This is a genomic window from Rothia mucilaginosa, assembly GCF_901875305.1.
Taxonomy (GTDB): Bacteria; Actinomycetota; Actinomycetes; order Actinomycetales; family Micrococcaceae; genus Rothia.
In genome coordinates this window covers 318,582-330,296 of the sequence record NZ_CABFLY010000002.1, presented here as the reverse complement: position 1 = coordinate 330,296, position 11,715 = coordinate 318,582, and the positions used below count along the sequence as shown (strand labels likewise).

Genomic DNA, 11,715 nt, shown 5'->3' with positions numbered 1-11,715 from the left:
ACGCACTACGCCAGCGCCGCCAGGATCTTCTGTGCAAGCGCCGGACCAATGCCGGGCACCTGCGTCAGCTCCTCCTCGGTGGCCTGCTTAATCTGCGCCACCGAGCCGAAATGCTTCACGAGTGCGGCGCGCTTCACCTCACCCAGGCCGGGTATCTCGTCCAAGGCGGAGGCGACCATCGCCTTACCTCGCTTGGAGCGGTGGAAGGTGATGGCGAAGCGGTGCGCCTCATCGCGGATGCGTTGCACCAGATACAGCGCCTCCGAGGTGCGCGGGAGCACGACCGGGTAGTCGTCGTCCGGTAGCCACAGTTCCTCCAGACGTTTGGCGATTCCGGCCACGTACACATCGGTAATACCCAAATCGCTCAGGGCGGCGGATGCGGCGGCCACCTGGGGCGGGCCGCCGTCCACGAGCACAAGGTTCGGCGGGTAGGCGAAGGTCTGCGGTTCGGGGGTGGAGGCGTCAATTTCCCCGGAGCGTGTGGGGGCCTCGGCGCGCTCGGCCTGCTGGGCCAGGTGCCTCTTGAAGCGGCGGGTGATGACGTCGTACATGCTGGCGGTATCGTCGCGCGCGGCATCCCCGGTGATGCTGTAGGTGCGGTAGGCCTTCTTGGCGGGCATGCCGTCCTCAAAGACCACCATGGAGGCGACCACGTTCGTGCCCTGCACGTGCGAAATGTCGTAACATTCGATGCGCAGCAGCGGGTCGGGAAGCTCAAGGGCCGTCTGCAACTCCACGAGGGAGGCGCTACGGGTGGTCAAATCACCGGCACGGCGACTCTTGTGCAGGGTGAGGGCCTGGCGGGCATTCTCGGTGACGGTCTTCATGAGTTCGGCCTTGTCGCCGCGTTGCGGAACGGTGATGTCCACGGGCCCGCCGCGCACCTCCGCCAGCCAGGACGCCAGCTGCTCCTTATTCTCGGGCTCCACCGGCACGAGTACGGAGCGCGGAATATCGTAGCTGTTCAGGCTTTCGGCGCCGCTCCCCTTCTGAGCAGCCAGGCTGGCCGCAATATCGCTGTACACGCGGGTGAGTAGCTGCTCGATGAGCTGCGCGTCGGTACTGTCGTCCACCTTTTCCACGATCCAGCCGCGCTGACCTCGGATTCGGCCGCCGCGCACGAAGAACACCTGAACGGATGCCTCGAGGTCGTCCTCGACGTAGGCGAAGAGGTCGGCATCCACGGTCGGACCGAGCACCACGGCGTTCCGTTCGAAGGCCTTGGTGAGGGCCGCAATGTCGTCGCGAAGCACCGCGGCGCGTTCAAAGTCCATCTGGGCGGCGGCTTCCTTCATCTCCTTCGTCAGCCGCTCGATGTATTTCTCGGCACCCCCGCCCATGAAGCGAGTCAGGCCGCGGGCCAGTTCGCGGTGGTCCTCGGCGCTGATTTTGTCCACGCAGGGGGCCGAGCACTTGTCGATGTAGCCGAGCAGGCAGGGGCGTCCGCTGTTCTTGGCGCGCTGGAACACGCCATTCGTACAGGTGCGCACCGGGAAGACGGTCAGCAGGGCATCCAGCGTCTCGCGGATGGCCCACACCTGCGAGTACGGGCCGAAGTAGCGCACGCCCTTACGGCGCTCACCGCGGGTGACCATGGCGCGCGGGTACACGTCGTTGACGGTCACGGCCAGGTACGGGTAGGACTTATCGTCGCGGAAGGCGATGTTGAAGCGCGGCGCATACTCCTTGATCCAGGTGTATTCGAGCTGCAGCGATTCCATCTCGCTGGCTACCACGGTCCATTCGACGCTGGCGGCGGTGTGCACCATCGCGTAGGTCTTGGGTCGCAGCGTCTCGGGCGAGGCGAAGTAGCTGTTGAGGCGGTTGCGCAGGTTCTTGGCCTTGCCCACGTAGATGACGCGCCCGTCAGCGTCACGGAACCGGTAGACGCCCGGGTCGGTGGGAATTTCTCCGGGGGCCGGACGGTAGCTGGAGGGCTCTGCCATGGGTGCTTTCTCCTCGGGCGCGGGCGGATAGACGACAAACCGCGCATCCTGCACCGGCCCCGTGCGTGGGGCTCATGCGTGGATGCGCGGTTAAAGTCTACGCGTAGCTCGCGGGATGAAGGCCTAGCCTGCGTCGCGTGCGGCTGAGGGCGAAACGTTGTATTCGTTCTTTCGCGCCTGGCCGGACAGCTGGGCAATCTCATCCATAATCGTGTCGGTGGTGACTCGGCGCTGCTTGCCGGTCATCTTCTCGCCGGTCTTTTCAAAGTAGAGCGGCTTGCCCACGCGAATCGTAAAGCGGCGCGGGTAAATCATGTTCGAGCCGGGCTTCTGCAGGCGGTCAGTACCAATCAGGCCGACGGGTACGACGGGTGCGCCGGTCATGTGTGCCAGCCAGGCCACGCCAATCTTGCCGCGGTACAGGTAGCCATCGCGGGAGCGGGTGCCTTCGGGGTAAATGCCGAAGACCTTGCCCTCCTGCAGCTTCTCCAGGGCGATATCGAGTGCCTTGAGCGATTCGGAGCGGTCGGCACGGTTGACGGGGATGATGTCCACGGCTTCGAAGAAGGCCTTCATCATCTTGCCGCGGGGGCCGGGGGTGTTCACGTATTCGGCCTTGGCGAGGAATGCCACGCGGCGGGGCATCATAGCGGAAATAATGATGGAGTCCAGGAAGGAGAGATGGTTGGAGGCGACAATCACCGGGCCGGTGGCGGGGAAGTTCTCGAGACCGGTCACACGAGCGCGGAAAACGGTGCGCAGAATTCCGGTGACGGCTTTCTGGGATGCCTGATAAATCTTCATGTGAACTCCTGGAGGCTGTACCGGCGGTGGGCGGGCCGGCGGTGAAATATGTGATGCGGAAGAGCTTCTCCCCCGCGACGCATACCGTATGTACCGTGTTAGGGATGAGGGGACGTTGGCGTCCGTTATCGTTTTCATTATTCCATACCCCGGACCACTGGCACCTCTGTTCTTCCTTGGTTCTTCCAGGGCCAGTCGAACGGGGTTCAAGAGGATTTATGCAACGGGGATTTGTGGTAGGTATATTGGGTATTTCGCGGTTGTGACTCATTTATCCTTATTTAATATATAAACCATAATTTATAAGCTATATCTTCATCTTTACTATGAAATGAGCGTTGATAATGTTTGATTATGGTAAATAACCTACAATAGACGCATTACTGCCTTCCAGAACATGGTCTTTAAACACCCTCAGTGTCATATTGAGACACCTCGTCACCAAAGTTTTATAAATACGCATTTGATATGCAAAAATAGGGTAAGGGTGAGTTGTCGCACCTCCCCTTCCGGACGATTCGCTACCCAGTGAGCCGCCCTCCAGCGGATGTGCGTCGATCCCATCCAAACCGCAAATCCACGCACACTGGAGACATATCACTATGGCTACAAAACCCGTCTCGCGTGCTGAGGCAGCTAAAATTGCCCGCCGCACAGACATGGTCGGTGCCTACGCCGGTAAAGGCTGGGTACAGGCTGTTGCGTTTGTGATGCTCCTGGGCTTCACCATCATGGCAGTCCTCGCGATGCGCACTTACGCACTCTCCATGCCGCTACCCGACAAGATTGTCGGCAACGACGGCAAAACCATCGCAACCCAGGAACAGATCCTGCGCGGTCAGGAACTCTTCCAGGCACGCGGCCTGCAGCAGTACGGTTCCGTCCTCGGCCACGGCGCCTACCTCGGCCCCGACTACACTGCAGAATACCTGCGCCTGACCACCGATGCCGCCGTCAAGGAGTATCGTGAGCAGGGCAAGCAGGATCCCCGCGAACTCGTGAAGAACGAGTGGCGCAAGGAGAACAAGTACAACGAGCAGACCAAGACCCTAACCTGGTCCGCTGGTGAGACCAAGGGCTACCAGCTCATGCTCAAACACTACCGCGACACCCTGATGAAGGGTGACACTTCGCAGGGCTTGTTCCCGAACGCCATCAAGAACGACGAAGAGCTGCACGACCTCGTCGCCTTCTTCGGTTGGACCGCATGGGCCTCGGCAGCAGATCGCCCCGATCAGCCCTACTCCTACACCAACAACTGGCCCTCCGAGCCGAACGTTGACAACAAGCCCACCGCAGACCTCATGGTCTGGTCGGCTCTGTCCCTGATCACCCTCATCGGTGGTACCGGTCTGATGTTCGCCATCTACGGTCGCTGGTCCCGCTCCATCGGTTGGCACGCTGAAGAGGCGCCCGTCCTCGACTTCCGCCAGCCCGATGAAGTGAAGCTGACCCCCTCGCAGAAGGCCGCCGGCCTGCTACTGGCAACCATCCTGGTGCTCTTCCTCCTGCAGGCTCTGGTGGGTGCGCTCACAGAGCACTATCGAGAGGAAATTTCAGGCTTCTTCGGTATCGACATGGGCCAGCTGATGCCCTACACGATTTCGCGAACCTGGCACCTGCAGCTCTCCCTCTTCTGGACCGCAGGCGCGTTCCTGGCGGGCGGTATCTTCATCGCCCCGCTGATTACCCGCCGCGAGCCGAAGAAGCAGGGTCTGCTGACCTACATCCTCATCGGTGCCGTGGTCTTCGTGGTGCTCGGCTCGCTGCTGAACGAATGGTTCTCGCAGAAGGGTCTGGTCCCCACCAACTCCATCTTCTCGCAGCAGTGGGAGTTCCTGGATTTGCCGCGATTCTTCCAGATTCTGCTCACCGCGGGCATGTTCATCTGGATTGTGATCGTCTGGCGAACCCTCTCCTCGCGCCTGAAGGGCTCGAAGAAGACCTCCCTCCCCTGGCTGTTCCTGTTCTCGGGTCTGGCCATCCCCATGTTCTACGCAGTGGGCCTGCTCGCCGGCCAGCGCACTCACGTGTCGGTCGCCGAGTTCTGGCGCTTCTGGGTGGTTCACCTCTGGGTGGAGGACTTCCTCGAACTGTTCACCACCGTGATGGTGGCGTACATCTTCGTGCTGCTCGGCGTGGTCCGCGAGCGCATCGCTATCTCCATCATCATGATGGATGCCGTGCTCTACTCCGTCGGTGGCGTGGTCGGTACCCTGCACCACACCTACTTCGTCGGTACCCCCTCCGAGCAGATGGCATTCGGTGCGTTCTTCTCCGCAGCTGAGGTTATCCCGCTGACCTTCCTGACCGTTGAGGCATGGGGCTTCATGCAGCTGGGTGCTCGCCAGTACTCCAACCGCACCAAGCCCTTCCCGCACCGCTGGGCCGTGATGTTCCTGATCGCCGTGGGCTTCTGGAACTTCCTCGGTGCAGGTGTCTTCGGCTTCCTCATCAACCTGCCGATCGTGTCCTACTTCGAAATCGGTACCGCGCTGACCGCAAACCACGCACACGCCTCCATGATGGGTGTGTACGGTATGCTCGCCATCGCGTTCGCGGTCTTCGGTCTGCGCTACCTGATTCCCGAGAACAAGTGGCCTGAGAAGGGTCTGAAGTTCTCCTTCTGGACCCTGAATATCGGTCTGCTGTGGATGTCCTTCATCTCGCTGCTGCCGCTGGGTATCGCTCAGCTGTACAAGTCCGTTGGTGAAGGCTACTACGAGGCTCGTTCCTTCGCGTTCATCCACGACGGCGCTTCCGCCGTGATGGGTTGGATGCGTATGCCCGGTGACGTCATCTTCCTAATCGGCATCTTCCCGCTGATCAAGCTGGCATGGCTGGGTATCAAGGAGATCTTCTCCAAGAACTCCAAGGAGACCGTCCTCGAGCTGCCCGAGCCCCCGCTGTACGAGGTGGTTGACGACGCTCGCATCGCCGAGTTCGCCGGCGCCAAGGCTGCTGAGGAACTGCCCGAGCAGACCAGCCCCTACCGTAGCGATCGTCGAGGCTAACCATGCCTGAGCAGATTGCTGGAGTATCTATCTTCGTGTGGCTAGCCTGCGTGTACGCACTCGGTCTAGTCGCCGTAGGGTGGTGCTTCGATATTCTCGCTAAGCGCACCAGCCAGCGTGTCGTGGCGGCGCGCACCTTCGGGTTCACCTACCACGAAGAGAACGACGCGTGGCTCTGCCCCGAAGACCAGTGGCTGTGGGCCACGGCCTTCGACTCAGACAACCGCGTCATGCGCTACCGCGCTAAGCCCAGCGTATGCAACACCTGCCCGATCAAGGACAGTTGCACCGTCTCGGCAAACGGCCGCGAGCTCACCCGCGAGGTGGACGAGTGGCCCTACTCCGAGTCGGGACGATTCCACCGCGGCCTGGCCGTGGCGGTCTCCCTGCTGGGCGTAGTGGTCATGATTGGTGCGGCCATCGTGTGGCACTCTCCCCTGGAGCTTCTGGTGGAGGCAGCCGCAGTGGTGGTCACCCTATCGCTGACCTACCCGCTGGCGATTAAGCTCATGCACTCCCCCGCCAACTTCGAGGGCGACCCGAAGCATATTCACGCATCCACCGCCGAAGAGTCGATGAGCGTGAAGATGGATCGCTTCGCAGCGAAGTGGGGTGGCGTCTCGAATGAGCGCAAGCGCCGTACCGAGCAGGCCCGCAAGCAGATGATTGCGGATGCATCCCTGCCGGTTCGCACCTCGGTCATCGACCCGGATCGCCCCGCCTGGAGCGGTACCGGCGCCTCGGTTAAGCGACTGCACAAGACCACGAACGAGGTCCTACAGGAGCAGAACCTGGCCGAAGTTGAGGCCGCCGAGAACTTGGCGAAGAAGTAGCAATGCTGATGGTCCCTCCGTCCCGGCGTTCCCCTGCCGGGGCGGAGGCCCATTGCGCATTACCCCCTGAAGCTTCCCCGCCGGAAGGACCGTCGTAAGCACCCCGCGGTGCCGCTGGCGGACTTTCCGGACACACCCTCCCGTCGAGTCTGTACGAGGCGCAGTCGACGGGTGCACATACCGCCCTCCCGAATGAACCATCCCGAATAGATGTGAAGGAAACCCATGGATCCCGTCACCTTGGCAACAATCCTCATCCCAGTTGCCGTCATTATTCTTTTTATTCTGATTCGTATGTTCCGCGTCATCCCCGAATATGAACGCGGTATCTCCTTCCGCTTCGGTCACTTGCGTTCCGAGCTGAAGCCCGGCCTGAACCTCGTCTTCCCCCTCGTCGACTCCCTGCAGCGCGTTGACATGCGTGTCATCACCCTGACCATTCCCCCGCAGGAAGTCATCACCAAGGACAACGTTCCCGCCCGTGTGAACGCCGTGGTCCTCTTCCGCGTGACCAACGCCAAGAACGCCGTGCTTGAGGTCGAGAACTACCCGATTGCCACCAGCCAGATTGCCCAGACCACCCTGCGTTCCCTGCTGGGTCGCGTTGACCTGGACACCCTGCTCGCACACCGTGAGGATCTGAACGAGGACCTGCGCTCCATCATTGGTTCCCGCACGGAGCACTGGGGTATCCAGGTTGAGCTCGTTGAAATTAAGGACGTTGAGATTCCCGAGGCCATGCAGCGCGCTATGGCTCGTGAGGCTGAGGCCGAGCGTGAGCGCCGCGCAAAGATCATTTCGGCACGCGGTGAGCTTGAGGCTTCGAGCGAGCTGAAGGAAGCATCCGACATTCTGAGCCAGTCCCCCGCCTCCCTGCAGCTGCGTTACCTGCAGACCCTGCTGGAGCTGGGTGCCGACCAGAACTCGACCGTGGTCTTCCCGTTGCCCATGGACGTTATCGGCCCCCTCGTGGGTGCACTCAAGGGTGAGAGCAAGTAAGCCCTCATTCCCCCTTGAGCTGTTCGCGACAGCTCATCGGTAGTACACCCGCTGTATACCGCATAGATATATCCCGTGCAGATGACCGTATCTGCACGGGATATATCTATATAGAGTGTTTGCCGATAGAATCCAACGAGGAAAGCGCCCAGCCCACCACAGGGAAGGCAGATGGGGGTGGTTGCGGCGAACCACACTTTCGGCACATCAGCCACACGTTCTAAAGATGCGGGTGCGGCAGGTGCATCACGCCGGTTCCTACCCGCTAACGTAGCGCTCGGTGAGCCTGATCAAAGAATTCACGCTCATACACGCACGCCGACAGGTACGCCTGCGCCGCACGCACACGCTGGGCCGGTGAGGCCACCTCAAAGGCATGCTCCACCTCCGCGAGGCTACGGGCCACATCCGAGGCGAACTCCTCGCCACCGTAGAGGCTCAGCCAGTCCGCATAGGGGTGACCCTCATGATTCTGCGAGGAGAGCACGGCGCCGACTTCTTCGTAGAGCCAGTAGCAGGGCAAGATAGCGGCGGCACCGACCACATAGTCTTCACCGGCCGTGAAGGCACGCAGAAAATTCGTGTACCCCATCGTGATCGGCGAGGGGCCGCCCAGGCGGGCACGGTTTGCCAACCAGCCCTCGTGAAGCTGTGATTCGGCGGCAATCGCCTCATGCGCACCGGCAGCCCAATGCACCTGCCCCTTAGCGGTATCAGCACGTGCCGAGAGGGTTGCGAGCGCTCGCGAATAGTCGCGCAGGTAGAGGGCGTCCTGGTCCAGGTAGAAGGAGAACAGGTCCTCGTCGAGGGTGCCGTCACCGAGGGCACGTACGAAGGGCAGGTCCAGGATCTGCCGCCAGGTTTCACCACCCGCAGCCCAGAGCGCGGCAGTCCACGGACCGGCGGGCTTTACGACGGCTTCACCGGCGGGGACGGGGCTGGCCGGTAGCAGGCGCTGCGGGCTGGTGCCATCGAGAGTGTTGCCCTCAGAGTCGGTGGTGGCGAGCAGGTGACGCCACGGGTAGGCGGAGGCGGCTGCCTCCAGGCGGCGAGCGCGGGCGGCGTGGTCTACCGGACCGTGTCCCTCTCCGGAGCCGACATGCAACCGGGCACCTGCGGCAATGGATTCGTGGAGCCAGCGGGTGCTCCACTGCAGGGCGCGGTAGGTGTCTTCACTGGTCAGCTGCGGGTCTGCGGCGGGCTCGGCAGTCTTTGCGCGCTTCAGCAGTTCCACGCCCAGACGGGTTGCCAGCGAGGAGGACAGGGAGCATCCGGTACCGTGCGTGTTACGGCTGTCCAGGCGCGGGGTGCGCACGTGCGCGCAGGTGCCGTCCGGGAAGACCGCAGTGTTACCGGCATCATCACCGTGCAGATGGCCGCCCTTGACAATGACGGTGGTTCCGGTTGCCGCCGCCAGGTTCGTTGCCTGCTCGTGCGCCTCCTCAAAGGTCTGGGCAGGCTCCTTTTCGCAGAGCACGGCAAGCTCCGGAATATTCGGGGTAATCACATCCACAAGCGGCACGAGGTCACGCAGCGCCTGCTCAGCTTCTGCACGAAGTAGTCGGTCACCGCTAGAAGCAATCATGACCGGGTCAAGCACGACCACGGGCACGGGGTGTTCACTCAACCAAGTACGAACCGTGCGGATTGTGTCTGCATCCCCGAGCATACCGATTTTCACGGCGTCTACCGTGACGTCATCGAAAACAGCGGCGAGCTGCGCGGTCAGAAATTCCAGAGGCGGGGTGAACACTTCACGAACCCCACAGGTGTTCTGGGCGACCAGTGAGGTGGTCACGCACATACCGTAACCACCGGAAGCGGTAATGGACTTGAGGTCCGCTTGGATGCCAGCACCGCCGGAGGGGTCGGTTCCCGCAATGGAAAGGACCCTCGGCACGTTGGGGGTTCCAGCGGCGGTGTTAGTGGCGGGTGCGCAGGTGTGCGCGGTAGGCTGCTCTGCCTTCATCGATAATCCCTTCGCTAGTTCGAACTAGAGCAGGTTCAATGGGTGATTCTCAGCCTTGAGAAGCATGTACTTCACCGAGTGCGCCTTTCAGAAAATTCTGAGCAGACGCTGGTGAAGGGGCATAGTGTCAAGGCACCCCATATCGCTCTGTCAGCCTATCATGTAGATTCCTGAGTGGGCTGGGTTCTGGCGCACCATACACGCAATCTCTGCGAATTTTTCGTTTTTACTGCGTTTTTACTGCGCTTTATAGCACCCGCCCCAACGCATTATCTCAACACCCATCAGCGCCCCGAAACGCCTTTAAACGAGTAGTGCCCGGCACCGCTTTAGACGGTACCGGGCACTATCTACAGAGCTGCATGCACACGGCATATACACCGGGCGTATTGCCTGGCTTAGGTCAGGGCAAAAATCTCTGCCGGTGAACCCTCCGCAATGATCCTACCCTCGTGCAGCAGGACCGCACGGTCAGCCAGGGAGGCGATACGCGCATCGTGCGAAATAATCAGCACCGCGCGGTTCGCCAGCACGGCACGCAGAGACTCGGTGGCGTCCGCGAGTTCCAGCTGGGTGGTGGACTCGTCCAGAATCACGGCGTGCGGGTCAGCCAGCACGATACGTGCCAGCGCCAGCTGCTGAACCTGGTCGCGGGTCAGAGGCGAATCCGCACCACTGATGACGGTATCCATGCCCTGCGGCAGGTCGCGCCACCAGCGAGCGCCGATAGCGTCCAGTGCCCCGCCCATCTGCTCGACGGTTGCATCCGGCATGACCACCGTAAAGTTATCGGCGAGGGTGCCGAAGAAGACGTGTGCTTCCTGGGTGCAGACCAGCAGGCGCGGGCGTCCATCGGCGGCGGCATCGGTCGGGAAGTCACCGTGACCGACGGGACGACCCATCACGGTGATGGTGCCTTCCAGGGCGGTCAGCGAACCACCAATCAGACGAGCCATGGTGGTCTTACCCGAACCGGAACGGCCCACCAGGGCGAGCGCCTCGCCGCGGCGAATCTTCAGGTTGATGCCTTCCAGAACGAGGGCGTCCGGCGAATAGCCGTAGGAAACGTCGGTGCAGTCAATGGCGTACTCCGGGTTCTTCACGGCCTCGTCCGATACTGCGGCGAATGCTTCGGCGCGGTGCTGTGCACGCGCCTCACGCTGCTTCTTCGCCAAGGAGACCACGCCGAACACACGACCCATGTTCACGAGCATGATGCGCAGGCTGCTGACGTGGTGGTTCAGCATGTCGGCGAGGGTTCGCAGACTGAACACCATGACCGAGGCGGTCGCCACGGCACCCCAGCTGGCCCAGCCGAGAGCCACGCAGGCGGCACCCCAGAGCATGCACAGAATCGTGGGCATCCATGCGTTGATGGCGTCCACAGTGAAGTACAGCTGGCGGATGCGCACCATACCCAGCTGCGCGGCGAACTGGCGCTTGTTTTCACCGGCGAAGGCGTCTTCGCGGGCAGTATGAACGCCCAGCTCACGGATCGTGGAGGTGCCGCGGATGTTCTCGGTCAGCACGCTGTTGAGGTCGCTCACGCGCTCCTGGGCGGTCTGGTTGCGTGCCGCCATGAGCGGCAGCATCTTCGACATGATAAGGGCAAGACCAGCAATCATGGGTAGCATAATCAGGCCCATTGCCGGGCTCACAACCGCTAGCGAGATGGTGGAGATTAGGAAGTACAGCACCACGTAGATTGCACCGAGCAGGTCCTCACTGACGGATTTCGCCGCCGAGGACAGGTCGTCGGTCACACGGGTGAGCAGGTCGCCGCTGCCGGCTTCTTCCACGGTGCGTGCGTCCAGGTCGAGGGTGCCGTCGAGGGTGTCCTGGTTGGCGTCACGGGTGACAAGCGCACCCAGTCGGGCCGCACTGTACGAGGAGACCATGAGGGTTATCGCCTGCACGATGAACGCCGCCAGGATAATCAGAATCGGCTGCCACGGGTAGCTGGAGAACTTGCCCGCCACCACGTCGTCCACGGTGGCACCAATCTGCAGGGGCACCACCGCACCCATGAGGGTGCTGACCATGTAGATGACGAAGGTGTAGAGGGCTCGCCCCTTATGCGCTGCGAGGTAGTTCCACATGCGGCGTGCCACGTAGGCGGGGGTTTCGATGGGGAGCTGCTTTGCCAT

7 protein-coding genes are annotated in these 11,715 nt (G+C 61.8%); 3 read left to right on the top strand and 4 right to left on the bottom strand.

Annotated elements, in window-relative coordinates:
- Window positions 1-5: 5 nt before the first annotated feature.
- Together uvrC and JX292_RS03475 are read right to left on the bottom strand one after the other, a co-directional pair.
- Entirely contained in the window at window positions 6-1,949 is a 1,944-nt protein-coding gene (uvrC, locus tag JX292_RS03480) for an excinuclease ABC subunit UvrC (protein WP_204861479.1), read from the bottom strand.
- Window positions 1,950-2,072: 123 nt separating this feature from the next.
- Entirely contained in the window at window positions 2,073-2,753 is a 681-nt protein-coding gene (locus JX292_RS03475) for a lysophospholipid acyltransferase family protein (RefSeq protein ID WP_204861477.1), read from the bottom strand.
- Window positions 2,754-3,355: 602 nt separating this feature from the next.
- On the opposite strand from JX292_RS03475, the gene JX292_RS03470 reads away from it, so the two are divergent.
- The 3 genes from JX292_RS03470 to JX292_RS03460 all read left to right on the top strand — a co-directional run bounded on the left by JX292_RS03470 (window position 3,356) and on the right by JX292_RS03460 (window position 7,599).
- The gene (locus JX292_RS03470) at window positions 3,356-5,767 is read left to right on the top strand and encodes a nitric-oxide reductase large subunit (protein ID WP_204861476.1); all 2,412 of its coding nucleotides are present in this window, start codon (window positions 3,356-3,358) and stop codon (window positions 5,765-5,767) included.
- 2 nt (window positions 5,768-5,769) lie between these two features.
- A complete protein-coding gene (locus tag JX292_RS03465) occupies window positions 5,770-6,600 on the top strand; it encodes a transposase (protein WP_204861473.1) in 831 nt (276 codons plus the stop codon).
- 225 nt (window positions 6,601-6,825) lie between these two features.
- Window positions 6,826-7,599, top strand: coding sequence for a slipin family protein (locus JX292_RS03460; RefSeq protein ID WP_204861471.1), 774 nt, complete (start codon window positions 6,826-6,828; stop codon window positions 7,597-7,599).
- Window positions 7,600-7,864: 265 nt separating this feature from the next.
- Here JX292_RS03460 and JX292_RS03455 read toward each other — a convergent pair whose 3' ends face one another.
- On the bottom strand, window positions 7,865-9,568 hold the full coding sequence (locus JX292_RS03455) for a bifunctional hydroxymethylpyrimidine kinase/phosphomethylpyrimidine kinase (protein ID WP_204861470.1): 1,704 nt from the start codon (window positions 9,566-9,568) through the stop codon (window positions 7,865-7,867).
- A gap of 398 nt (window positions 9,569-9,966) precedes the next feature.
- Window positions 9,967-11,715: an ABC transporter ATP-binding protein gene (locus JX292_RS03450; protein WP_204861467.1), complete on the bottom strand. Its 1,749-nt coding sequence runs from the start codon at window positions 11,713-11,715 to the stop codon at window positions 9,967-9,969.

Bases quoted from the DNA above. Each gene is read 5' to 3' on its own strand.
- JX292_RS03470 (WP_204861476.1), top strand. From the start codon at position 3,356: ATGGCTACAAAACCCGTCTCGCGTGCTGAGGCAGCTAAAATTGCCCGC.
- uvrC (WP_204861479.1), bottom strand. From the start codon at position 1,949: ATGGCAGAGCCCTCCAGCTACCGTCCGGCCCCCGGAGAAATTCCCACC.
- JX292_RS03465 (WP_204861473.1), top strand. From the start codon at position 5,770: ATGCCTGAGCAGATTGCTGGAGTATCTATCTTCGTGTGGCTAGCCTGC.
- JX292_RS03450 (WP_204861467.1), bottom strand. From the start codon at position 11,715: ATGGCAAAGCAGCTCCCCATCGAAACCCCCGCCTACGTGGCACGCCGC.
- JX292_RS03475 (WP_204861477.1), bottom strand. From the start codon at position 2,753: ATGAAGATTTATCAGGCATCCCAGAAAGCCGTCACCGGAATTCTGCGC.
- JX292_RS03455 (WP_204861470.1), bottom strand. From the start codon at position 9,568: ATGAAGGCAGAGCAGCCTACCGCGCACACCTGCGCACCCGCCACTAAC.
- JX292_RS03460 (WP_204861471.1), top strand. From the start codon at position 6,826: ATGGATCCCGTCACCTTGGCAACAATCCTCATCCCAGTTGCCGTCATT.